Origin of the sequence: Pseudomonas sp. MIS38 (genome assembly GCF_019891575.1) — a bacterium.
Classification (GTDB): domain Bacteria; phylum Pseudomonadota; class Gammaproteobacteria; order Pseudomonadales; family Pseudomonadaceae; genus Aquipseudomonas; species Aquipseudomonas putida_A.
The window spans coordinates 46684-71162 of the sequence record NZ_JAFLXF010000011.1; the positions used below are offsets into that span (position 1 = coordinate 46684).

At 60.9% G+C, this 24479-nt stretch carries 21 protein-coding genes; 7 read left to right on the top strand and 14 right to left on the bottom strand.

The annotated features are described in order from the left end of the window. The first annotated feature begins 44 nt into the window (after nucleotides 1–44). A complete protein-coding gene (locus J1G18_RS14345; protein ID WP_223007933.1) occupies nucleotides 45–2276 on the top strand; it encodes an LTA synthase family protein in 2232 nt (743 codons plus the stop codon). 45 nt (nucleotides 2277–2321) lie between these two features. Here J1G18_RS14345 and J1G18_RS14350 read toward each other — a convergent pair whose 3' ends face one another. Further along, nucleotides 2322–2753: a hypothetical protein gene (locus J1G18_RS14350; protein ID WP_098968292.1), complete on the bottom strand. Its 432-nt coding sequence runs from the start codon at nucleotides 2751–2753 to the stop codon at nucleotides 2322–2324. Between the two features lie 360 nt (nucleotides 2754–3113). Here J1G18_RS14350 and katG point away from each other — a divergent pair, with 360 nt between their 5' ends. Beyond that, complete coding sequence (gene katG / locus J1G18_RS14355) at nucleotides 3114–5384, top strand: catalase/peroxidase HPI (protein ID WP_223007934.1); 2271 nt, start codon at nucleotides 3114–3116, stop codon at nucleotides 5382–5384. 118 nt (nucleotides 5385–5502) lie between these two features. Here katG and pepN read toward each other — a convergent pair whose 3' ends face one another. The 6 genes from pepN to J1G18_RS14385 are packed head-to-tail and all read right to left on the bottom strand — an operon-like array spanning nucleotide 5503 to nucleotide 12019. Continuing rightward, on the bottom strand, nucleotides 5503–8160 hold the full coding sequence (gene pepN / locus J1G18_RS14360) for an aminopeptidase N (protein WP_223007935.1): 2658 nt from the start codon (nucleotides 8158–8160) through the stop codon (nucleotides 5503–5505). Between the two features lie 10 nt (nucleotides 8161–8170). Further along, nucleotides 8171–9001, bottom strand: a complete 831-nt coding sequence (locus tag J1G18_RS14365) for a DUF2797 domain-containing protein (RefSeq protein ID WP_027613137.1) — start codon at nucleotides 8999–9001, stop codon at nucleotides 8171–8173. Further along, complete coding sequence (locus tag J1G18_RS14370; RefSeq protein WP_003224178.1) at nucleotides 8998–9258, bottom strand: YeaC family protein; 261 nt, start codon at nucleotides 9256–9258, stop codon at nucleotides 8998–9000. The genes J1G18_RS14365 and J1G18_RS14370 overlap by 4 nt, the downstream gene beginning before the upstream one ends. A 33-nt stretch (nucleotides 9259–9291) precedes the next feature. Further along, a complete protein-coding gene (locus J1G18_RS14375) occupies nucleotides 9292–10161 on the bottom strand; it encodes a rhomboid family intramembrane serine protease (RefSeq protein WP_223007936.1) in 870 nt (289 codons plus the stop codon). After that, nucleotides 10158–11132 (bottom strand): metallophosphoesterase, encoded by a 975-nt coding sequence (locus J1G18_RS14380; protein WP_372241222.1) that lies wholly within the window; start codon nucleotides 11130–11132, stop codon nucleotides 10158–10160. Before J1G18_RS14380 ends, J1G18_RS14375 begins: the two co-directional genes overlap by 4 nt. Next, complete coding sequence (locus J1G18_RS14385) at nucleotides 11129–12019, bottom strand: NAD(+) kinase (protein WP_003224174.1); 891 nt, start codon at nucleotides 12017–12019, stop codon at nucleotides 11129–11131. The genes J1G18_RS14380 and J1G18_RS14385 overlap by 4 nt, the downstream gene beginning before the upstream one ends. A 115-nt stretch (nucleotides 12020–12134) precedes the next feature. Here J1G18_RS14385 and J1G18_RS14390 point away from each other — a divergent pair, with 115 nt between their 5' ends. Continuing rightward, nucleotides 12135–13085: a DUF1853 family protein gene (locus tag J1G18_RS14390; protein ID WP_134786115.1), complete on the top strand. Its 951-nt coding sequence runs from the start codon at nucleotides 12135–12137 to the stop codon at nucleotides 13083–13085. 132 nt (nucleotides 13086–13217) lie between these two features. On the opposite strand, the gene J1G18_RS14395 is transcribed toward J1G18_RS14390, so the two are convergent. Further along, complete coding sequence (locus J1G18_RS14395) at nucleotides 13218–14501, bottom strand: arsenic transporter (protein WP_223007937.1); 1284 nt, start codon at nucleotides 14499–14501, stop codon at nucleotides 13218–13220. A 160-nt stretch (nucleotides 14502–14661) separates the two neighbouring features. After that, a complete protein-coding gene (locus tag J1G18_RS14400) occupies nucleotides 14662–15219 on the bottom strand; it encodes an NADPH-dependent FMN reductase (RefSeq protein ID WP_135295534.1) in 558 nt (185 codons plus the stop codon). Nucleotides 15220–15402: 183 nt separating this feature from the next. Here J1G18_RS14400 and J1G18_RS14405 point away from each other — a divergent pair, with 183 nt between their 5' ends. Both J1G18_RS14405 and J1G18_RS14410 read left to right on the top strand, forming a co-directional pair. Next, entirely contained in the window at nucleotides 15403–15633 is a 231-nt protein-coding gene (locus J1G18_RS14405) for a hypothetical protein (RefSeq protein ID WP_007965845.1), read from the top strand. An 85-nt stretch (nucleotides 15634–15718) separates the two neighbouring features. Further along, nucleotides 15719–16612 (top strand): LysR substrate-binding domain-containing protein, encoded by an 894-nt coding sequence (locus tag J1G18_RS14410; protein WP_098968285.1) that lies wholly within the window; start codon nucleotides 15719–15721, stop codon nucleotides 16610–16612. On the opposite strand, the gene J1G18_RS14415 is transcribed toward J1G18_RS14410, so the two are convergent. The 5 genes from J1G18_RS14415 to J1G18_RS14435 form a co-directional block, all read right to left on the bottom strand. Beyond that, a complete protein-coding gene (locus J1G18_RS14415) occupies nucleotides 16578–17192 on the bottom strand; it encodes a GNAT family N-acetyltransferase (protein ID WP_041067268.1) in 615 nt (204 codons plus the stop codon). The two genes, J1G18_RS14410 and J1G18_RS14415, sit on opposite strands and share 35 nt — an antisense overlap. 14 nt (nucleotides 17193–17206) lie before the next feature. Continuing rightward, entirely contained in the window at nucleotides 17207–19462 is a 2256-nt protein-coding gene (locus J1G18_RS14420) for an Orn/Lys/Arg decarboxylase N-terminal domain-containing protein (RefSeq protein WP_223007938.1), read from the bottom strand. Nucleotides 19463–19706: 244 nt separating this feature from the next. Continuing rightward, nucleotides 19707–20465: a DNA polymerase III subunit epsilon gene (gene dnaQ / locus J1G18_RS14425; RefSeq protein WP_027613146.1), complete on the bottom strand. Its 759-nt coding sequence runs from the start codon at nucleotides 20463–20465 to the stop codon at nucleotides 19707–19709. Between the two features lie 210 nt (nucleotides 20466–20675). After that, complete coding sequence (rnhA, locus tag J1G18_RS14430; RefSeq protein WP_003224162.1) at nucleotides 20676–21137, bottom strand: ribonuclease HI; 462 nt, start codon at nucleotides 21135–21137, stop codon at nucleotides 20676–20678. Between the two features lie 91 nt (nucleotides 21138–21228). After that, nucleotides 21229–21987 (bottom strand): methyltransferase domain-containing protein, encoded by a 759-nt coding sequence (locus J1G18_RS14435; RefSeq protein ID WP_223007939.1) that lies wholly within the window; start codon nucleotides 21985–21987, stop codon nucleotides 21229–21231. A 66-nt stretch (nucleotides 21988–22053) separates the two neighbouring features. Between J1G18_RS14435 and gloB the strand changes: the two genes are divergently transcribed. Continuing rightward, nucleotides 22054–22821 carry a hydroxyacylglutathione hydrolase gene (gene gloB, locus J1G18_RS14440; RefSeq protein ID WP_098968281.1) on the top strand — a complete coding sequence of 256 codons (768 nt, stop codon included), beginning with the start codon at nucleotides 22054–22056 and terminating at the stop codon, nucleotides 22819–22821. A gap of 99 nt (nucleotides 22822–22920) precedes the next feature. Continuing rightward, complete coding sequence (locus J1G18_RS14445; RefSeq protein WP_223007940.1) at nucleotides 22921–24387, top strand: LysM peptidoglycan-binding domain-containing protein; 1467 nt, start codon at nucleotides 22921–22923, stop codon at nucleotides 24385–24387. The last annotated feature ends 92 nt before the right edge of the window (nucleotides 24388–24479 follow it).

Here is a 24479-nt window from a genome sequence, read left to right on the forward strand (position 1 = left end):
CAGCCCACCCTTGGTATCATCGCGCACACTTTTATGACGGTTTGATGGCTGGAAGGTCTTTGTTTGTGAGCGTTTTATTGCGTTGGTTGCGGCAGCCGCATGCCCGCCTGTTTTCCCTGATTCTGCTGGTGCTGATCGTACCGGTGTGCCTGCGCGCGGCGTTGGGCTGGTCGTCGTCGCTGGGCTATTTGTCCGACCTGGCGAGTGGCAGTTTGCTGGTGCTGTTGCTGCATCGCCGCGCGTGGTGGCTGGCGTTGCCGTTGCTGCTGTTCTGGGGGTTGCTGGCGGTGGCGACGGCGGAGTTGGTCAGCGCTGTCGGCCGGTTGCCGACCCCATCCGACCTGCATTACCTGATTGACCCGCAGTTCGTGGAGAACTCCACCGGTGGCGGCTTTGCCCATCCGGCGCTGGGCGCGGCCCTGTTGCTGGCGCTGCTGCTCTGGTTGCTGACGCGTTTCGCCAATCGCGCGCAGCCCGCTGCTGCCCTGCCCCGTGCCGTGTGGGCCGCACCGGCGCTGCTGTTCGCCGCGCACTGGGGCGTGCAAAACCAGTGGCCAAGCGAGGAAGATCCGTGGCGCCTGTACAACCTGCCGCATCAGTTGCTCGCCTCGCAAGTCGCCGAGCTGCAGTTGCAGGCCGAGGAATGGCTGGACGGTGACGTCGAAGAGCCCGCGCCACAGATGGCCGGGTTGACCGATCTGGATCTCAATGGCCACAAGCTGCTGGCCGCACCGGGTCAGGCGCGCAATGTGCTGATCATCGCCCTGGAAGGCATCCCCGGCGCGTACATCCGCGCCAATCGCGAGGCCATCGGCAGTCATTATCAGGAAGACCTGATGCCCCATCTCAGCCGCTGGGCCGAGCGCGGCATGAACACCCCGGATTACGTGCTGCATACGCACCAGACCATTCGCGGCCTGTACGCCATGCTCTGTGGCGATTACGACAAGCTCAACAACGGCACGCCCAAAGGCGTGGAAATGCTCACCCAGCAGGAGCGCAATCAGGCCTGCCTGCCGGCGCAGCTGCGGCAGAACGGATTCAGCACTCATTACCTGCAAGGCGCCGGTCTGCGTTTCATGGCCAAAGACAAGATCATGCCGCACATCGGTTTCGATGCGACCCATGGTCTGGAATGGTTCACTAACGCCAATTATCTGGAGTTCCCGTGGGGCAAGGATGACAAGGCGTTCTTCGAAGGCGCGCTGGATTACGTCGGCCAACTGAAGAAGCAGAAGCAACCGTGGATGCTCACCCTGTTGACCGTCGGCACCCACCAGCCCTACTCCGCGCCGGAAGACTACCTGGCGCGTTACGAGACGCCGAAACAGGCGGCTGTCGGTTACCTCGACGATGCACTGGAGCAGTTCCTCAGCGGCCTCGAACGTCAGGGCGTGCTCAAGGACACGCTGGTGGTGATCACCTCGGACGAATCCCACGGCATCGACGGCGTGCGTCTGGCGTCGTCCTGGGGTTTCAACCTGACCCTGGCCCCGGAACATGAGCAACTGCCGCGACTGAATGCCGGGGTCTACGGGCATGTCGATCTGAGCGCGTCGATCCTCGATTATTTCGACCTGCCGGTGCCGTCAGCGCTGAGCGGCCGTTCGCTGTTCCGCGACTATGACAGCGGGCGTGAAATCATGTCCTACACCAACGGCAAACTGCGCTACCACAACGGCCAGGGGATTTTCTCCGAGTGCGACATGCCGCGCCGTTGCCGCTACTACGAAAGCCCCGGCTTCATTGCCGAGCGCGCCACCTTCAAGGGCAATGAAAGCAGCCAGCAGGCCCGACAAATTGCCGCGCGGGCCATGGCGCTGGACCTGTCGCTGCTGCGCACCCCGCTCAATCAGCGTTACCAGTTCGGCAGCAACAACGTCATCCCGCTGCAAGCGCAGATCAAGGATGACTGGGCCGATAACCTGATCGGCGCGCAATACCTGGAAATGCCCAAGGGCTCGCACACCCGCGTGCGCCTGACCGTGCGCTCAGTAGATCCGCAGCAGGCGGCGTACATTCAGCTCAAGGCCAAGGAGTTCGAACAGGACGTGCAACTGGGCCTGCCGACCGAGATGGTCGCCACAGCCGATCAGCCGCTGGAGATGGATTTCAGCTTCGACAACCCGCAGCAACGCAAGGCTTTCTCGTTTCATTTGCTGGGTTATGGATTGGGTGCGGTCGAGGTCACGGATTTCAGTGTGATTACTGAATTGCCGGGGCAGGAAGATCCGCTGGATGCGTTGCCCGATGATGAGACTGTGCAATCGAGTTGAAATCAGGGAAGGGACGGATTGGCTGGATCCGTCCCTTTACGTTTGCTAAACAAGCTTGATATTAAAATCCCCCTCTATTTCCCCTCCATCAGGAAAATCAAAATAGATCTTTCCTGTAACGCCGACTCGCGCATGTTCCTTTTTCAAGAACGTCAGTTTTGCCCGTCCTGATTTAATAAGTTGATAATTGTCATTGTCAGCCGCGGTCCAACTCAAGTCACCTGTGTAGCACGTCACCTCATGAGGTCCGTCACCAACCAGGCTCTTTGGAACGCAGAAAGCTACATGCCCTCGATTGTTGTCATCAGCTCCAATAATCATGAAGTCATTTGCTGCTATATAAAAAGTCGCATTCTCCTTCGTCGCCGACAAGAAATTTCTTCCACCAATAGATGCACTGAACTCACCATTAGAGCCGCGACCAATCTCCTGCAGCAACGCATCAAGTTGCTCTTTTGTATTAATTGATTTGTTCATCCGAATGCATTCCAAAATAGTTTTATAGTGATGATTGGCTCTCAAAAAATCTTGAGACCGTTGCTTCCGCTGACAAAGCTAATGCGCCATTACTTCGAGCGCTACTGTCATATCTGACAGGCCGCTAGCCCAATTCGAAATAAAAAGTTCAATATTTAAAATCATTAACGGCGTTATCAAACCAGTTTTCGGCAAAGTATCAGCCAGCTATGGAATAGACCCGCGTTACCAGGGTCTCGAAAGACTGCGCCTATCACGCTCCAATAGTCGGCCTATTAGCTGACTGCCCAAGTCGGGTCTAGCCTTACTAGTCCGAAGTCGGCATGAGCCGGCCGCACAAGACCTGATAAGGACTCGAACATGGCAAACGAATCGAAATGCCCGTTCAACCACGCCGCCGGTGGTGGTACGACGAACCGTGACTGGTGGCCGAATCAACTGAACCTGAAGATCCTCAGCCAGCACTCGCCCAAGTCCGATCCGCTGGGCAAGGACTTCGACTACGCCAAAGCCTTCAAAAGCCTGGACTTCCAGGCGCTGAAACAAGACCTGCGCGCACTGATGACCGACTCCCAGGACTGGTGGCCAGCCGACTTCGGCCACTACGGCCCGCTGTTCATTCGCATGGCCTGGCACAGCGCCGGCACCTATCGCACCGCCGATGGCCGTGGGGGCGCCGGGTCCGGGCAACAGCGTTTCGCTCCGCTCAACAGCTGGCCGGACAACGTCAGCCTCGACAAAGCGCGGCGACTGCTGTGGCCGATCAAACAGAAATACGGCCGCAATATTTCCTGGGCCGACCTGATCGTGCTCACCGGCAACGTCGCGCTGGAGTCGATGGGCTTCAAGACCTTCGGCTTCTCTGGTGGACGTCCCGATGTCTGGGAACCGGACGAAGACGTGTATTGGGGTTCGGAACGCGAATGGCTTGGCGGCGACAGTCGCTACGGCAAAGACAAGTCGGCCATGCAGGAACCGGGTGACGGTACGCTGGTGGCCGAACCGGACTTGCACGGCAAAGAGCAAAGCCGCACCGATCAGGGCGAACGCAATCTGGAAAATCCATTGGCCGCCGTGCAGATGGGCCTGATCTACGTCAACCCGGAAGGCCCTGAAGGCAATCCCGACCCGGTCGCCTCCGGTCGCGATATCCGCGAAACCTTCGGCCGCATGGCCATGAACGACGAAGAAACCGTGGCCCTGATCGCTGGCGGTCACGCCTTCGGCAAGACCCACGGCGCCGGCCCGGCCGATAATGTCGGGCCTGAGCCGGAAGCGGCCGGGCTGGAAGAACAAGGCCTCGGCTGGCGCAACGCATTCGGCACCGGCAAAGGCGCCGACACCATCACCAGCGGCCTCGAAGTCACCTGGACCACGACCCCGACTCAGTGGAGCAACAACTACCTGGAAAACCTGTTCGGTTTCGAGTGGGAACTGTTCAAAAGCCCGGCCGGTGCGCATCAGTGGAAACCAAAAAACGGCGCCGGGGCTGGCACTGTTCCCCATGCGCACGATCCGAGCAAAAAGCTCTCGCCGACCATGCTCACTTCCGACCTGGCGCTGCGTTTCGACCCGATCTACGAGCCGATCGCCCGCCGTTTCCTGGCCAATCCTGATCAATTGGCCGACGCCTTCGCCCGCGCCTGGTACAAACTGATCCACCGCGACATGGGTCCGCTGTCGCGCTACCTCGGCCCGGAACTGCCGAACGAAGAACTGCTGTGGCAAGACCCGATTCCCGATGCCACTCACCCACTGATCGACAGCAACGATGCGGCAGCGCTGAAAAGCAAAGTGCTGGCTTCCGGCCTGTCGGTGTCGCAACTGGTGTCCACCGCCTGGGCCGCGGCATCGACATTCCGTGGTTCGGACAAACGGGGGGGCGCCAACGGCGGACGTCTGCGTCTGGCCCCGCAGAAATTCTGGCAGGCCAACCAGCCGGAGCAACTGGACAAGGTGCTGAAGACCCTTGAGGGCATTCAGAACGAGTTCAACGCCGGATCATCCGGCAAGAAAGTCTCGCTGGCGGATCTGATCGTGCTGGCGGGTAACGCCGGGGTCGAGCAAGCGGCGAAAAACGCCGGGCACTCGGTCTCTGTGCCGTTCAATCCAGGACGCACCGACGCGACTCAGGAGCAAACCGATGTCGAGTCGTTTGGTTTCCTCGAACCGATTGCCGATGGTTTCCGCAACTACAGCAAGGGCAAATACACCGTGTCGGCCGAGGCGCTGCTGATCGACAAGGCGCAACTGCTCACCCTCTCCGCTCCGGAAATGACCGTACTGGTCGGTGGTCTGCGGGTATTGGGGGCGAATGTCGGGCAGAGCCGGCATGGCGTGTTCACCTCGCGCACTGAAACGCTGAGCAACGACTTCTTCACCCACCTGCTGGACATGTGTGTGGAGTGGAAGCCGACGTCGGCGGCAGCGGACGAGTTTGAAGGACGCGACCGTAAGACCGGTAGCGTGAAGTGGACGGCGACGCGGGTTGATCTGGTGTTTGGTTCCAACGCGATCCTGCGTGCGCTGGCCGAGGTGTATGCGAGCTCTGACGCGAAGGAACAGTTCGTCAAAGACTTCGTGGCGGCGTGGGCCAAGGTGATGGATCTGGATCGATTCGACCTGAAATAACAGAAAACGCAAAAACCTGTGGGAGCGGGCTTGCTCGCGAATGCGGTATACCAGTCGACATCTCCGTGTCTGACACACCGCTTTCGCGAGCAAGCCCGCTCCCACATTTCGTTATGCGTTACGCCAGGCTTTTGCTCACCACTTCATATACATCGCTGGACAGCTGCCCCGAAGCCAGAATCCGCTCCAGCTCAGCCTTCATCAACGCCTGACGGGCGCTGTCGTATTTACGCCAGCGGGTCAGTGGCGCCAATTGCCGCGAAGCGATCTGCGGGTTGAAGCCGTTCAGTTCGATCACCAGATCCGCGAGGAAGCGGTAGCCCGAACCGTCGGCGGCGTGGAAGTTGATCAGGTTCTGCCCGGCAAACGCACCGACCAGCGCACGCACCTTGTTCGGGTTCTTGATGTTGAACGCCGGGTGCTGCATCAACGCCTTGACCCGCGCCAGACCGCCCGGCAGTGTGCTGCCGGCCTGCACGCTGAACCACTGATCCATGACCAGCGGGTTGTCCTTGAAGTGCTCGGCGAAAGTCGCCAGCGCGTTGGCCTTCTGTTCTTCGAACGGCGAGTTGACCAGCACCGCCAACGCGGTCAGACGCTCGGTCATGTTGTCGCTGTTTTCGAACTGTTCCTGCGTAGCGGCCAGCACTTGCGGCTTGCCGCTGAGCATCAGGTACGACAGCGCAATGTTCTGCAGCGCACGACGGGCAAAGTGCTCGGCCTCGGCCACATACGGCGTCTGCTTCGACAAATCGCGGTTGGCCTGATAACGCAGCCACAGCGCTTCGAACAGGTTGTCCGTCAGTTGCTTGCGGGCAAACTCGCGAGCGGTGTGGATCGCCTCGACATCCGCCACTTCGCTGATTTCGGTCAGATACGCTTCGCTCGGCAGCGAAAGCATTTCGGCGACCATGGCCTGATCCAGCGACTCATCGGACAGCACGGTTTTCAGCGCCGAGATCAGACGCGGATCGAGCACCAGGCTCTCGCCCTTCTGCTGCTGGGCGATCAGCTCCTGCAGGACCTGCACCGACAGTTGCTGACCGGCATCCCAGCGGTTGAAGCCGTCGCTGTCGTGCTGCATCAGGAACATCAACTGGTCACGGTTGTACGGGAAGCTCAGTTTCACCGGTGCCGAGAAACCACGCAGCAACGACGGCAGCGGCTGTTCAGCGATGTCGACGAAGGTGAAGGTCTGCTCAGACTCGATCACCGAGATCACGCGGGTTGTGCCTTGCGCCGACGCTTCACCGGCCAGACGCAGAGCAATCTCGTTGCCTTTGCTGTCGAGCAGACCGAGTTCGACCGGGATCACGAACGGCAGTTTTTCCACCTTGTCCGGGGTTTCCGGGCAGCTCTGGCGGAAGGTCAGGCTGTAGGTTTTCGCCGCGGCGTCGTAGGACTCGCTGACCGCCAGACGCGGCGTGCCGGCCTGGCTGTACCAGCGCTTGAACTGGGTCAGGTCGACACCGTTGGCGTCTTCCATGGCCTTTACGAAATCGTCGCAGGTCACGGCCTGGCCGTCGTGGCGTTCGAAGTACAGGTCACTGCCCTTGCGGAAGCCTTCGGCGCCCAGCAGGGTGTGAATCATGCCGACCACTTCCGAGCCTTTTTCGTACACGGTCAGGGTGTAGAAGTTGGAAATCTCGATGAAGCTGTCCGGGCGCACCGCGTGGGCCATCGGGCCGGCATCTTCGGCGAACTGGTGGGTACGCAGGTACGCCACGTCCTGGATGCGCTTGACCGTGGCCGAGTTCATGTCCGAGGAGAAACCGGCGTCGCGGAACACGGTGAAGCCTTCCTTGAGCGACAGCTGAAACCAGTCGCGGCAGGTCACGCGGTTGCCCGACCAGTTGTGGAAGTATTCGTGGGCGACGATCGCCTCGACCCGCTGGTGCGCGGCGTCGGTGGCGGTTTCGGCGCGGGCCAGCACGGCGCTGGAGTTGAAGATGTTGAGGCCCTTGTTCTCCATCGCGCCCATGTTGAAGTCGTTGACGGCAACGATCATGAAGATGTCCAGATCGTACTCGCGACCGTAGACCTCTTCGTCCCAGCGCATCGACTTCTTCAGGCTGTTCATCGCGTGCTGGCACTTGTCGATGTTTTCCGGCTCGACGTAAATGCGCAGTGCAACATTGCGATTGGTCATGGTGGTGAAGGTGTCTTCGACACACCACAAATCACCGGCCACCAGCGCGAACAGGTACGCCGGTTTCATGAACGGGTCTTCCCAGGTCGCCCAGTGTCGGCCGTCTTCGCCCGGGCCGGAGGCAATCGGGTTGCCGTTGGACAGCAGCACCGGATAGCTGTGCTGCTCGGCGACCACCGTGGTGGTGAACTTGCTCATCACGTCCGGGCGGTCGAGGTAATAGGTGATCTTGCGGAAGCCTTCGGCCTCGCACTGGGTACAGAACATCGTGCCGGACTTGTACAGGCCTTCCAGCGCGGTGTTGGTTTCCGGGTGGATCCTGACGCTGGTGTCGACCGTGAAGCTGGCGCTGGCCGGTTGCAGGGTCAGGGTGTTTTCGCTCAGCTGATAATCGCCGGCGCTCAGTTCCTGGTCGGCCAGGGTTACCGACAGCAGTTCCAGCTGCTGGCCGTCGAGCACCAGCGGCGGCAGGCCCGGGCCACGCTCCGGGTTGCGGCGCATCACCAGTTGCGCGTGGACCAGGCTGTGGTCCTCGAACAGCTCGAAGGTCAGGTGCGTCTCGTCGATCAGGTACTCGGGGGCCTGATAGTCCTTCAGGTAAATCATCTTCGGTTGTTCGGTGCGCATGCTGGAATCCTTATTGATGCACGGCGAGCTGATAGGCCGTGTATTTACGAATGTTGATCACGCCGGTGTCAAAAATCAGGTACTGACCCTTGATTCCCAGCAGCGTGCCTTCGGCAATCGGGTTCTTGTCCAGGTTGAAGCTGACGATTTTGGCCGGGTATTGCTCGACCGGATAGCGGATTTCGAGAGGTTCTACATCGGCAATCGTCTGAATTGCCTGTAGGCCGAATCGCTGTTGCAGGCCTTGCAAGCCCTCGGCGCAGCTTTCAAACAGCTGGTCGCGCACCTGGGCCAGATCCACCGCCGCCGCATCGCCCTTGAGCAAGGCGCGCCAGTTGGTCTTGTCGGCCACCTGGCTGCGGAACAGGTCTTCGACGAAGCCCGACTGCTGGCGCGTCGATACGCGCATGATCGGCAGCGCCTGACTCGCGCCCTGATCCAGCCAGCGGGTCGGCAACTGCGTGGCGCGGGTGATACCGACCTTGATCCCCGACGAGTTGGCCAGATACACCACATGATCAGTCATGCAGAACTTCTGCCCCCACTCAGGCTCCCGGCAGGTACCGGCCTCGAAGTGACAACGCTCCGGGCTCATGATGCACAGATCGCACTGCGCCAGTTTGGTCATGCACGGGTAGCAGTAACCCTGACTGAAACTGGTTTTGGTCTTGCGCCCGCAATGGGTGCAATGAATCGCCCCCAGGTACTCCAGACGCACCGTGGTGCCGATCATGGGGTTGACCGGGACCTCGACGTCATCCAGACGAAACGCGTATTGCACATTCGGCCCGTCCAGGCGCGCCGACATTTTGCTGATTGCACCGCGGCCAATCTCGATCAATGGATGGCATCCGACTTGAACAGGATGTTCGGTACTTCGATCGACTTCGACGCACATTCCTGCGGGCCCATGTAACCGGTGCGCTGGTCTTCAGGCAGGTTCTGGATTTCCCAGGCGATCATCGCCTGCAGCGACAGCTCGCGCTGTTCGGCGGTGAGTTTGCCGCCGTCGGACCACTTGCCGATTTCCACGGCCAGTTTCAGGCTCTCGTAGATGTCCGGGGTGATGTTCTTGATCATGTCGTTAAAAGAGGACATCAGGGTCTCCGTGCTCTTTATTCACTTAAAATTTCAGGCGGCCAGTTTACGGCGGTTATACAAACCGCCCAACAAACCGGTGAAGCATCCGATGAGTAACCCGCTGACGTGCGCGGCGTTGGCGATCTGGCCGAAACCGATCATCGAGACCAGTCCGGACATGCAAATCACCAGCCACACCAGCATCATCACCAGCACGCCTCGCGGCAGGCGATACGCCGGGTTCGGCGCCAGCAACTGGAAAATCCAGCAATGGCCGAGCAAACCGTAGAGCACGCCGGACAAGCCGCCAAACAGGCTCGGGCCGCTCCAGGCAAACTGCGCGTAGTTCGACACCAGGCTGAACAGCAGGGTCAGTCCGAGCAGGTTGATGCTGCCCTGACGTGACTCGATGCGCCGCCCCAGTTCCCAGTACCACATGCCGTTCATGGCCAGGTGCAGGATGCCGAAGTGCAGCAGCATCGGCGTGAACAGGCGCCACCACTGCCCCGCCGCCAGGCTGTCGGCCAGCGGCGTGAACTGGATGTACTCGCCGACCACGCGGAAGTCGACGAAGGTCAGCCAGCGAATGGTCTCGAGGTTGTCGCCCAGATAGGTCAGGCCACCGACCAGCAGGCTCAGCAGCAGGATCAACCCGGTGGCCTTGGCGTGTTTGAGTTGCTCGGCGAAGCTCGGACGCTTGAAAGTCGGCGCCAGCGGGATGTCCAGTTGCTGATCGGGATCGCCGGCCGGGAAGCGCTCGTACAGCGAACGCACGTCCTCGCTGATTTCCGAAGGCGCCCACAGCACCTGCTCGCCCGCCTCTTCGCTGACTCGATGCGGCACCTGCATCCGTTGCAGCAGCTTGACGAAACCGCTCAGATCCACCGCCAACGGCAGACGCAATACCGCTACCGCACTCATTGCAGCACCTCCGGCCGCTCGACATCGACCCAGACAAATTTATGCGGATCCAGACGTGTTTCCTGATCCAGACGATAGGCCACCAGTTTGCCGTAGAGCACCGCGCTGTAATCGAGACACGCGAGGTTCGGGCGGATCGGCGCCGGTTTGCCGCTGCGCCAGTAGTGGCCGACGAACAGCAAGGGCTCGTCAATGCCGTAGCGCAGCAGGTTGTTTTTCTCGCTGGAGGTCAGCGGTTTCTGCGCCACCGGCTCCGGCAGCGCATCTGGCTGGAAGACGATGTCGCCGTAGGTTTTCGGGTCGTCTTCCCAGAATTTGGTGCGGAAGAACGAGCGCACCAGACCGTCGCCGCTGGTCATGGTCAAGCCATCCGGCAGGCGCATGTCGGTGCCGCGCAGCAAGCGGTCGAACACGGTGCAGGCGAAACTGCCGGGCACGGCCGACGCCTGGAGAAAGTGCTCGTCGATGCGCGCATCGGGAAACAGCCCGCGCAATGGTTCGATCAGGCTGGCATCCCAACAGGCGTGCACCACACGGAAGCGTCCGGCATCAACCACCAGCGGCAGTTCGTAGAACCAGTTGAGAAAGTCATGCCAGTCGCCCGGATGGTCTTCGAACTGGGTCAGGGTTTCGTGCAGCAGGCGCGCATGGCGCGGCGTGTGCTCACGGACGAACTGCTTGCCGCTGCCCGGCAGCGCCGGCGTGCTCCAGCCCAGTGCGTTGAATTCGTGGTTGCCCATGATGCAAAGCGCCTGCCCGGCCTCGACCATGTCGTGGACGATGTGCAGTGCCTCGCGGATTCGCGGGCCACGGTCGATGATATCGCCGACGAACACGGCCATGCGCGATGGATGCCGCCAGACCCCGCCCTGCTTGTGATAACCGAGACGGTCAAGCAAGTGTTCGAGGGTCAGGGCGCATCCGTGCACGTCACCAATCAAGTCATAACTGCGCGCGGGATCGAGCATCAGTCGCCTCCACCACCCAACTTGCTGCCCCAGCCGAGCTTGGTCCGGCAGACTTCGTAGTAGTTGTGGTCGAGCGGGTGAATCAGCCGCAGCTTCTGGGCTTTCTTGCTCACGGTGATGGTGTCGCCCGGCGCGCAGGTGAAGTGGTTCTGACCGTCGCAGGAGACTTGCGGGTAAATCTGCATGTTTTTCGACACGACGATTTTCAGCTCACTGTTGCCATCGACCACAATTGGCCGGCTCGACAACATATGGGGGTACATCGGCACGATCACAATGGCATCGAGCTTGGGATGCATGATCGGCCCGCCAGCGGACAACGCGTACGCGGTGGAACCGGTCGGCGTGGCGACGATCAGGCCGTCGGCCTTCTGGCTGCAGACGAACTGGCCGTCGATGTACAGCTCGAACTCGATCATCCGCGTCGATTTGCCCGGGTGCAGCACCACGTCGTTCAGTGCATCGCCCTGGCCAATGGCCTCGGCATGCCGGCGCACTTCGGCTTGCAGCAGGAAGCGGTTTTCCACCAGATAATGGCCGTCGAGCACCTTGGCCACTTCGACTTCCAGCTCATCGGGGCGAATGTCGGTGAGAAAACCGAGGCTGCCACGGTTGATCCCGAGTACCGGAATATTGTGCTTGGCCAGCGCCCGCGCGGCGCCGAGCAGGCTGCCGTCACCGCCGACGACGATGACCATGTCGCAGACTTCGCCGAGCATCTTGCGTGACGAGGTCTGCAGGCCGTGGCCCGGCAGGACTTCGGCGATGGTGTCTTCGAGAATCACGTGCAGGTGACGATCGAGCAGAAAGCGTTTCAGTCGGCGGACGGTATCCAGCACCTGGGAACTGCCCAGGCGACCGATGATGCCGATATTACGAAATTGCTCCATGGGACCTCTGCGGACAATCGAAAACGCGAAAAACACGATTATGGGCGAAAGCCCGCGATAGACAAAATCCTTTCAGCCTCAAGGGTGCGCGCGTGTTTAAGGCTATGCTCGCAAGATGATCCTGTTTCCCGACCTGCTTCAGTTGCCACACCAATTACGCCATCCCGAAGTGCGTGATCTGGCGTGGGTGATTCTCGCGCCGCCGATGTTGGCCGCAACGCCGTGGCCGCAGCGCCATCCGCTGGCCGGCAGCGACTGGGTCAGTGATCCGCAGCGCCTGGAGCACTGGCTGCGGCAACTTGATCGTGACAGTTATGGTTTGCTGCACTGGCTGTCGCAGGCGCGTACCCGGCGGCTGGGCCTTTATTACGAACGGTTGTGGCAGTTTGCCGTGGAGCATGCGCCGGGCATCGAACTGATTGCCGCCAACCTGCCGATCCGCCGCGAAGGCCACACCCTCGGTGAACTCGACATGCTGCTGCGCGACCGCGACGGCGTGCATCACCTGGAACTGGCGATCAAGCTCTACCTCGGCCCACAGGAAGGCGACGGCCACGACCCGGCGCAGTGGCTGGGGCCGGGTTGTCATGATCGACTGGACCGCAAACTGGCGCATCTGGCCGAACACCAACTGCCGATCTCGGCGCGCCCGGAAAGCCGTGAGGTGCTGGCGAAGCTGGATATCGAGGTGTTCAGTGCGCAGTTGTGGCTGGGCGGTTATCTGCTGTACCCGTGGCCCGGTCAGGCCGAACCACCGAAAGGCGCGCATCCGCAGCACCTGCGTGGCAGTTGGCTGCATCAGAAGGATTGGCCGGCGTTCGTCGCTCAACGTCCGGCCGGGCGCTGGCAACCCCTGCCCCGCCATGCGTGGCTCGCGCCGGCACACTACCCGGCGGATCAGACCTGGAGCGCTGAACATCTGCAGATGTGGCTGGACGACCTGGAACCGATGGCCCCGGCGCAACTGCTGGTACGCCTGACCGAGAATGCGCAGGGCGAATGGGAAGAGGCGGAGCGGTTGTTTCTGGTGGCGGATCTTTGGCCGAATGTGCCGGGGCAGGCCTGAGTTTCTGCAGTGCCTGGACCGGCCCTTTCGCGAGCAAGCCCGCTCCCACAAGGGGATGGCATTCCAATTTCTACATTTGGAATGCTGCTCAAAATGTGGGAGCGGGCTTGCTCGCGAAGGGGCCAACGCGTTCTAGATGGATAACCGCAACGCCAAAGCCGCCAAGGTAATCAACAACACCGGCACCGTCAGCACAATCCCGACCTTGAAGTAATAGCCCCAACCAATCCGGATATCCTTGCGCGCCAGCACATGCAGCCAGAGCAAGGTCGCCAGGCTGCCGATCGGGGTGATTTTCGGCCCCAAGTCGCTGCCGATCACGTTGGCGTAGATCATCGCTTCCTTGATCACACCGCTGGCCTGACTGGCATCGATCGACAACAAGCCGATCAGCACTGTCGGCAAGTTGTTCATGATCGATGACAACAACGCCGTCAGCACCCCGGTGCCCAGCGCCGCGCCCCATACGCCGTACCCGGCGAACACATCCAGCCAGCCAGCGAGATACCCGGTCAGCCCGGCATTGCGCAGGCCATACACCACCAGATACATGCCCAGCGAGAAAATCACGATCTGCCACGGCGCTTCTTTCAGCACCTTGCGCGTGGAAATCTTGTGGCCACGGGCGGCGATCCCCAGCAGCAGGGCCGCACAGACCGCCGAAATCGCGCTGATCGGGATGCCCAGCTGTTCGAGGAAAAAGCAGCCGATCAGCAGAATCACCAGCACTACCCAACCGGCATAGAACGTGGCCTTATCGTGGATCGCCGTGTGCGGCTGTTCGAGCTGTTCGGGATCGTAAGCCTTAGGGATGTCGCGACGGAAAAACCACAGCAGCACGCCCAGCGTCGCGGCCACACTGACGAAGTTGACCGGCACCATCACCGCCGCATAGCGGTTGAAGCCGATGTGAAAGAAGTCCGCCGAAACGATGTTGACCAGGTTCGACACCACCAGCGGCAGGCTCGCGGTGTCGGCGATGAAGCCGGCGCCCATGACGAACGCCAAGGTCGCCGCCGGGGAAAAGCGCAGCGCCAGCAGCATCGAAATCACGATCGGCGTGAGGATCAGCGCCGCGCCGTCATTGGCGAACAACGCCGATACCAGCGCGCCGAGCAGCACCATGAAGGCAAACAGCTTGCGCCCACTGCCCCGCCCCCAGCGTGCTACATGCAGCGCAGCCCAGGCGAAGAACCCCGCTTCGTCGAGCAACAGGCTGATGATGATCAGCGCAACGAAGGTGCCGGTGGCGTTCCAGATGATCTGCCACACCAGCGGAATATCGCTCAGGTGCACGACGCCGAAGATCAGCGCAAGCACGGCACCGAGCGTCGCGCTCCAGCCGACCCCGAGGCCTTTGGGTTGCCAGATGACAAGGGTGATGGTCAGCAGGAAGATCAGTGACGCAGCGAGCATTCGCGACAGCCTTCAATTATTCAATGAGTGGAGATCCAAACGTGGGAACGGGCTTGCTCGCGAAAGCGGTGTGTCAGATGACAACTTTGTGTCTGACACACCGCTTTCGCGAGCAAGCCCGCTCCCACAGGATCTCTGTTTTATCGCAGCTCTGACCAGATTATTTTTTATGTTGTTCCACAAATTTCCCATACGCATTGATGAAATTCTGCAGGAACGGTTTCACCGACTCGCTCAACTTGCCCGCCTCGTCAAACGCCGAACCCGCGCCACCCAGATACGCTTCCGGCTGCTGCATGCACGGCACATCGAGAAACACGAAGGACTGGCGCAAATGCTGGTTGGCGCCAAAACCGCCAATCGCCCCCGGCGACACGCTGATCACCGCACCCGGTTTGCCGCTCCAGACGGCTTTGCCATACGGCCGTGAACCCACGTCAATCGCATTCTTCAAAGGCGCCGGCACCGAGCGGTTATATTCCGGGGTGACGAACAGCACCGCGTCGGAAGAACCGACTTCCTGGCGGAAAGTGCTGTAGGCTGCCGGCGGTGAATCGCCGTCGATGTCTTCGTTATAGAGTGGCAGGTCGCCAATCTCGACAATCTTCAGTTTGAGGTTCGCCGGTGCCAGTTGGGCCAGCGCCAGCGCGACTTTGCGGTTGATCGATGCTTTGCGCAGGCTGCCGACGACTACAGCGACGTTGTAGACATTGCTCATGGAAGACTCTCGACTGTCGGTGGGAAGAGCCAGTAGTTATAGATGATTCGATGACAGTTTCACCAGCGAGCAAGGGAAATTCATGCGCGCTGATTATTTTTTTCCTGTAGGAAAACTTACAGGGCTTGATGACGGTCTACCAAGCCGCAAATCAAGCGTTTTATCTCCAGAGGTTCTAAGCAGATGGCAGCAGTACTCGTCGGTCAGTTCCATGCAAGAGATGCGGAAGGCCGCGTTTATTCCGTGCATGAGTTCCAGGAATCCACCCCGTCGGCAGACGGTTCCACTGGCTCGGAGCCGATTTACAAACTGGCCATTGGCGATCGCGTCAACAAAGTCAGTGACACCGAGTTTCTCCTGGTTCAGTCAGGTATTACCCTGACCCGTGAGCCTGAGACAACCGTCGCGTCATAACTGGCCGTTATGAGCAGAAGTCATATGCGCAGACTTGGGGTAGGATTCAGCCACTGACCCCACCTGCTGAACATGGACTTCACGCATGCGTTTACGTCATATCGAAGTGATTCAGGCGCTCTTGCAGACCGGTCACCTGGGCACCGCCGCCGAATGGCTGCAGCTCCCGGTGACCGAGGTCGAAGAGCGTTTGCGCGAAGCCGAGAGCGAGCTGGGGTTCATGCTGTTCGCCAGCGTACGCGGCCGGCTGCAATCGACGCCTGAAGCGCGGGCGTTGCAGGTGGAAATCGCTCATGTCTATCAGGCGCTGGAGCCGGTGCAGCGTCTGGCCAGCAGCCTCAAGCAATACCTCGCCCCGCCCCTGCGCATCATCGGCACCCCGCCGCTGGCGCAACAGCTGTTGCCGCAAAGTATCGCGCTGCTGCGCCGACGCTTGCCCGACGCTCCTTGCCGCTTGCTCAGCTCTCCGACCTGCGACATCGTCCGCAGCCTGCTGCTGCGCGAAAGCGATCTGGGCCTGAGCCTGCACGATCCGGAACACCCCGACATCCACTGCCAGCCATTGGCCCACGGCAAGCTGCAACTGCTCGCGCCCCACGGCTGGCTGCAACCGAAGCAGAAATACATTTCCCTGCAGGATCTGGCTGGCCAGGCAATGGTTGGCCTCGAAGGCCACGACCCATTGAGCCCGGCGCTGGAGAACAAACTCCAGGCCCTGCGCCCGGCGCCGAGCATCCAGACCCGAGTACAAACCCATCAGATGATGCGCAGCATGGTCGAGGCCGGCGAAGGACTGGCCATCGTCGACCCATTCACCGCCCTCGGCGCGCGGACGAGCGGACTGGATGTCTGCCCGTTGTCACCGGCGGTGCCGATCAGCCTGTATGCCCTGACCTACCGACACAGCGCCACGCCGACAGCGATTCAGACCCTGCTGACGATCATCACGGAACAAGCCGAGGCGATGCTGGCGAGCTGAGCGGGTTTTCCAGCGGGTTATCGAACAGCCGGTACCAGAACAGCGCAATTTCCGCAGTGTTCGGATCAATCCCGCGATAACGCAAATGGTCGATACCACCAATTTCGTAACCGCAGCGCTCATACAAACGACAGGCGCCGAGGTTGTTGTTCTGGGTTTCGAGCATGATCCCCGGCAGTTTTTTCTTGCGACTCCAGAACTGCGCGACATCCAGCAGCGCCTTGGCCACACCATGCCGGCGCGCCGGTGCGTGTACCGCCAGCTCATCGATATGGGCGAAGCCATTCCAGTTGGTGCTGATCACCAGATGACCGACCGGCTCATCATCGAGATACGCCATGAAAATCGCGCTGTCGGCGGCATCGCGATAGCTGCTGAACTCTTCAGGATCAATGCCGTAGCACTTGCGATACGGCACGATCGGCGTCACCGCCCAGCGCTCGACCGGTTGGCCAATGACGGCGGCACCGTACGCGGCGACCTCGAAACTGAAGTCGCTGCCCCAGATGTACGCCGCGAAACCATCGTCGGCGACGCGCACCGACAGCCCTGGGTATTTCGGATTCATGACCGGTTGCATACTCGGAAAAGTCCTCATTCCTTGACGCAATCGACGGTGTACTGCCGTCCATTGCCCTCGTCTTCATGTTGCAGTCCATGCACATCAGCGACAAAACCGGGGAAGCTGCTATCGAACGTGCGGGCAAACTTCAGGTAGTCAATGATCGAGCGGGTTGCCTCGGTAAAGCGCTCGCCGGGCATGATCAATGGAATTCCCGGTGGATACGGCACCAGCATCACCGCCGCGATCCTTCCTTCCAGCTCATCGATCGGCACCGCCTCGACTTCGCCGCGCACCAGATGATCATAGGCATGGGCCGGCTTCATGGCGATTTCCGGCAGCACCGTGTACATGCGTTTCAGATGTTTGGCGGTGGCATTGCTGCGGTAACAGGCGTGCAGTTGATCGCACAGATCGCGCAGGCCCATGCCGCGATAGCGCGCGGTGTCTTGCTGCGCCACGCAAGGCAGGCAGGTCGCGAGACTGATGTTGGCGTCGTAACTGCGCTTGAATTCCAGCAATTCGGTGAGCAGCGTGCTCCACTTGCCCTTGGTGATGCCCATCGAGAACAGCACCAGGAACGAATACAGCCCGGTCTTCTCCACCACCAGCCCGCGCTCCCAGAGGAACTTGCTGACCACCGCCGCCGGGATGCCCTTCTCGCTCAGCGCGCCACCGGCATTCAACCCGGGCATGACCAGGGTCACTTTGATCGGGTCGAGCAGCACATAGTTGTCACTGACTTCGCCGAAGCCGTGCCAGTCGGCGTCCGGCTGCAGCAGCCAGTCTTCAGTCCGCACCCGGTCGATGCCTTCGACGCCGGGCGGCTGCCAGATCGAGAACCACCAGTCGTCCGCCGCAATGTGCTGGCGCAGATTGGCCAGCGCCCGGCGAAAACTCAGCGCCTCATCGAAGGTTTCCTGCAACAGCGAACGCCCGGCCGGGCCTTCCATCATGGCCGAGGCCACATCCAGCGAAGCGATGATGCTGTACTGCGGCGAAGTCGAGATGTGCATCATGAACGCTTCGTTGAAACGGTCACGGTCCAGTTGCCGCGCACCGCCGTCCTGCACATGAATCATCGAGGCCTGGCTGAACGCGGCGAGCAGCTTGTGCGTGGAGTGAGTGGTGAACACCAGCGGGCTGTCCTCGGTGCGCGAGGTGGCCATGCCATAACGCCCGGCGAAAAACTCGTGAAACGCCGCGTAGGCGTACCACGCCTCATCGAAATGCAGGACTTCCACGCTATTGCCCAGGCTCTGTTTGATCAGCTCGGCGTTGTAGCACAGGCCGTCGTAGGTCGAATTGGTGACCACCGCCAGTTTGACTTTCGGCGCACGGCCTTTGGTCAACGGGCTGGCGTCGATCTTGGCCTGGATCGACTCGCGGCTGAATTCGCTCAGCGGAATCGGGCCGATGATCCCCAGCTCATTGCGCTCCGGGCACAGGTACAGCGGGATCGCGCCGGTCATGATGATCGCGTGCAGCACCGACTTGTGACAGTTGCGATCAACCAGCACCAGATCATCACGACCGACCATCGAGTGCCAGACGATCTTGTTGGCAGTCGAGGTGCCATTGATCACAAAAAAGGTGTGATCGGCGCCGAAATTGCGTGCCGCACGCTCTTCCGCTTCAGCGAGCGGGCCGGTGTGATCGAGCAGCGAACCGAGTTCCGGCACCGATACCGACAAATCCGAACGCAGGGTGTTTTCGCCAAAGAACTGGTGAAACGCCTGCCCCACCGGACTCTTGTGATAAGCCACGCCGCCGCCATGTCCGGGGGTGTGCCAGGAATAATTGGAGTCGGCGGTATGCTGCACCAGCGCTTTGAAAAACGGCGGCAGCAGACCGTCCAGATACTTGCGCGCGGCCCGCGCCACTTGCCGCGCCAGAAACGGCACAGTGTCTTCGAACAGGTAGAGAATGCCGCGCAGTTGATTGAGCTCGGCCATGGCATCGGCGGGGGCGTTTTCCAGAGTGACCTGTTCGCCCAGCGCGAAGATCGGCAGATCCGGAGCCCGAACCCGCGCCAGACCGATCAGTTCGGCCATGTTCTGCAGCAGATGCGAGTGGGTGCTGGCGTCTTCGGCAGCGATCAGCATGCATGCCAGACCATGATGGGTCGACGCCACCAACCGCCCTTCGGTGTAGTCGATGGCCGAAACGATATTGAAACCTTCCTGCTCCAACTCCCGGGCGATGCCACGGATACGGTCACCGGCGACCGTGTCGGCCTTGATGTCGCGGTGGACGATCAACACCGGAAACTTCAAATCTTTGTACATGAGGCTCAGTGTCCCGAGGCGGCGGATCAAAGTCTGCCAATGCACTCAGGGTAGAGGGTTGCAGCGAAAGTGGCGAGGGTGGCCAGTTGGCTTCATTCAGCCTGACTCGGCTTTTGTGGCGAGGGAGCTTGCTCCCGCTGGGGCGCGAAGTGGCCCCCAGTATTCGTTCAGCATCAATAGTGCATTCAGGTTTTATGACTGCTTCGCAGCCAAGCGGGAGCAAGCTCCCTCGCCACAGAGGGGGTCAAGCTTGAGCATCAGCCTCGGCAATCTGCGTCCACAGCGCCGGCCCGCCCGCCGACTTGGCGATGATTTCCAGCCGCGCCATATGCGCCGCCAGCTCTTCTTCCGTCGCCCGAATGATCCGCGCAGGCTGACGACTCGCCGGCAGACGACGGATTTCGGTGGCGGAGTTGTCTGCGCCCTCACCCGTGCCATTGCCGTCGGAGGCGTTGCCGGCCAGCGACAGGCTGGTCTGGCCACCGGTCATGGTCAGGTAGACGTCGGCGAGAATCTCCGAGTCGAGCAAGGCGCCGTGCAGTTCACGGCCGGAGTTGTCGACGCCATAACGTTTGCACAAGGCGTCGAGGCTATTGCGCTGCCCCGGGTGACGTTCCCGGGCCATCATCAGGGTGTCGAGGATGGTGCAGTGCTGCGTGATGTCAGCGCGATCGTGCTGACCCATCAAGGCAAATTCGTTGTTGATGAAGCCAACGTCGAACGCCGCGTTATGGATGATCAGTTGCGCGCCGTTGATGAACTCGAAGAACTCGTCGGCCACTTCGGCGAAACGCGGTTTGCCGACGAGGAATTCGTTGGTGATGCCGTGAACGCCGATCGCGCCCTCGTCACTCTCGCGATCCGGTTGCAGGTAAACGTGAAAGTGCCGGCCCGTCAGGCGCCGACCGATCAGTTCGACACAGCCGATTTCAATGATCCGGTGACCATCGGTCACCGGCATGCCGGTGGTTTCGGTATCGAGTACAACGGATCTGGTGGCCATCAGTGTTCAATTCTCAACGGGGTCAATCGTGCAAAAGCGGCGATGTTAACACGCTCGGTGGGGGTGTTTCAGGTAGACCGAGTCGCTCCATTCGCAAGCAAGCCCGCTCCCACAATTGATCTGCGGTGGACACAGTGCTGATGTACGCAGGAGATCCAGTGTGGGAGCGGGCTTGCTCGCGAAGGCCACGACTCGGTGCAACGGAGGGAATCAGCTCTGCTTGTACCCGCGAACCTCATCCACCCCACGGTTGGCCAACTGGTCAGCCCGTTCGTTACCGTGGTGACCAATGTGCCCGCGCACCCACTTCCAGGTGACCTTGTGCCGGTTGACCTGCTCGTCCAGCTCTTTCCACAGATCAGCGTTTTTCACCGGCTCTTTCGCCGCCGTCTTCCAGCCGCGCTTTTTCCAGTTGGCCATCCACTCGTTGATGCCCTTCATCACGTATTGCGAGTCGGTCACCAGCAGCACTTCGCACGGCCGCTTCAAGGCTTCGAGGCCACGGATGGCGCCGAGCAGTTCCATGCGGTTGTTGGTGGTGTTGGCTTCGCCGCCCCACAGTTCCTTTTCGACGCCCTTGCACACCAGCAAGGCGCCCCAGCCGCCCGGGCCGGGGTTGCCCTTGCAGGCACCGTCGGTGAACAGTTCTACGCTATCGACGCTTTCGCTCATGCCACTCTATCCAGAAAAATGCCTGGCCCCGTCAATCGCGGATCGACGATGGCCGCGGCCGGAACAAGTCCGGCCACTATAAAAAGAAGGTTTACGGTTCGATACGACGGCGGTTGACCTTGGCCATCGGCAGCGGAATCAGCTTGCCCATCGGCTCGCGACGCTCCTGACGCACCGGACGCAGGCCGACCACGATCTTGCGCGCGACCAATAAATAGAAGCCACCGCCCGACAGTTGCCAGTCGCCGGCCTTGCGTTCCCAGCCGGCCAGTCGGGCCTGCCACTTGGGCGACGCGAGCGGCGGACGATAGCACCCGAAGCGGCGTTTCTCCAGCGCAAAGCCCAGCAGATTGAGCCAGTCGGCGACCCGCGACGGCGAGATGCAGCGTGCCTGACGCAAGGCGTCGTGGGCGAATACATGGCGCAAGCCCCAGCTGCTCCAGGGGTTGATGCCAATGATCAGCAGATGCCCGCCGGGGCGCACGCTGCTTGCCGCTTCGCGCAGCAAACCGTGGGGCGACAGACAGAAATCCAGACCGTGCTGCAACACCACGACGTCGGCGGCGTGCTCGCTCAACGGCCAGGCCTGTTCCTCGCAGACGATCTCGACACCTGGCAACGGCGCGCCGAGCCGCACGTTGCGCTGCACCTGCGGCGCCGACGGCGGGGTCTGGGCCGACGGCCCGTAATGCACCAGGTAGCCGCCGAAGAACCGCCCCAACTCGTCTTCGAGCATGCACCGTTCTTCATCCAGCAAAAATTGCCCGAGCGGGCCGGCCAGCCATTCACGGGCCGCGCCGATCAACGCCAGCCAGTCGGGATCGGCCTGAGCGAACGCTTTATCGGTCATGTCATTCTCCAACGCCGCTAGAAGCTCTAAGATGCGCCAATGTTTTCCGCTTGGCGAATTCCGACGATGATACAGATCAGTGCCCTGCCCGCGTTCACCGACAACTACATCTGGTTGTTACAGGATCACCGCACCCAGCGCTGCGCCGTGGTCGACCCGGGCGATGCCGCGCCGGTGCAGGCCTGGCTGGCCGCGCACCCGGGCTGGGTGTTGAGCGACATTCTGATCACCCATCACCATCACGATCACGTCGGCGGCGTCGAACGCCTGAAAGCGGCAAGCGGCGCCAAGGTCTACGGCCCGGCCAGCGAAAACATCCCGGGGCGCGACGTGGCGCTCAAGGACAACGACAAGGTCAGCGTGCTCGGCTGGGATTTCGATGTCTATGCGGTGCCCGGTCACACCCTCGGCCACATCGCCTATTACCACCACGGACTGCTGTTTTGCGGCGACACCCTGTTCGCCGCCGGGTGCGGACGCCTGTTCGAAGGCACGCCGGAGCAGATGCACCACTCGCTCGGCCGTCTCGCCGCTTTGCCCGAGGATACGCTGGTGTATTGCACCCATGAATACACCCTGAGCAATCTGAAGTTTGCTGCGGCCGTCGAACCGAGCAACCCGGACATTGCCGCCCGTCTGGAAAAAGTCACCCAACAACGGGAAAAAGGCGTGATGACCCTGCCCTCGACCCTGGCCCTGGAAAAGCTCACAAATCCGTTTTTGCGTACCGCTGAAACATTAGTTACACAAAAAGTGGACGAACGGGCAGGCGCTCAAAACCGGGCGCCGAGTGAGGTTTTTGCGGCTCTGCGGGCATGGAAAGATAATTTCTAAGTGACTCACCATCTGGTACAAAAATTCTGAATGGTTGACCGCAGGGGGTGCGCTTTCTAGAATCGCCCGACATTTTTGCCCGGAACTTACTTCCAGCCAATGTCGTCATCCATACGTAAGTCCGTCAATTCAGACACGCTGACCCGCCTGGCTCAAGCCATCGCGGTGGCTGTGTCCGCCACGTTGGCGGGCTGTTCCAGCCATGCTCCGCAGCCTGAAGCGAGCCATACGCCGAACATTGCTGCGCGAGCCAAGCAGAAACCGATCTGGCTCAGCGAAAAGCCCAGCCCGCAGGTGCCTCAGGACATTTGGGAGCGCATGCGCGGTGGTTTCCAGCTGCAGGACGGCCTGGGCGTCAACCCGCGCATCGAGCAGCAGCGGCTGTGGTTTGCCAGCAACCCGTCCTTTCTGGAGAACGCCGGCGAACGCGGCAGTCTCTACATTCATTACATCGTCGAGCGTCTCGAAGAGCGCAACATGCCGCTGGAGCTGGCCCTGCTGCCAGTGATCGAGAGCGCCTACAACCCGATGGCCTATTCCCGGGCCGACGCTTCGGGCCTGTGGCAATTCATTCCGTCCACCGGTCGTTACTACAACCTGCGCCAGACCCGCTTCTATGATGGCCGTCGCGATATCACCGCCTCGACCACCGCCGCGATGGACTACCTGACTCGTCTGCACGACATGTTCAACGGTGACTGGCTGCTGGCCCTGGCGGCCTATAACGCCGGTGAAGGCACGGTCAGCCGCGCCATCGAGCGTAATGAGAAGCTTGGCCTGCCGACCGATTATTGGAACCTGTCGTCGTTGCCGGCGGAAACCCAGGCCTACGTACCGAAGCTGCTGGCCCTGTCGCAAGTGGTACTGGCCCCGGAAGCCTACGGGGTGAACCTCAACCCGATCGCCAACGAACCGTATTTCCAGGTCGTCGAAATCAACCAGCGCATGGACCTGTCCAAGGTCGCAGCGGTGGCCAACATCGACGAAGACGAGCTGTTCCAGCTCAACCCGGCCTTCAAGCAGCGCACCACCATCGACGGCCCTCAGCATCTGCTGGTGCCGACGTCGAAGGCGCAATTGCTGACCGCCAGCCTGCAGACCATGCGGCCTGAAGAGCTGATCAGCCCGCGCTCGCTGAAGCCGGTGTTCGACGGGGCCGACCCAAGTGAAGTGGCGAAGCTGAAGCGCGCCTATCGGGTCAAGCGCGGTGACAACCTCGGTTCCATTGCCAAGGCCAACAAGGTCGAAGTCAAGGACCTGCAGCGCTGGAACAAGCTGACCGGTAAGAACCTCAAGGTCGGCCAGACTCTGGTGATGCAGGACAACACCAAGCGCACCCCGGCGCGCAGCGGTGGCCGGGTCAACACGGTGATCGCCGCCAACAGCAAGAGCAAAGGCAAGGCAGACAACCAGCAGCAGACCCAGTACAAGGTCAAACGTGGCGACACCCTGTACGTGGTGGCCAAGCGTTTCAACGTCGAGATGCAGCATCTCAAGCGCTGGAACCCGGGTGCCGGCAAGGCCCTCAAGCCCGGGCAGATGCTCACGGTTTACCAGCCGCACTGACAGAAGAGCCCCTGAACTTTCAGGGGCTTTTTTTCGCCTGGCGCCTGGCTTGATTTTGTTTGCGCCCTCAAAATTCCCCCCCCCTCACCCCA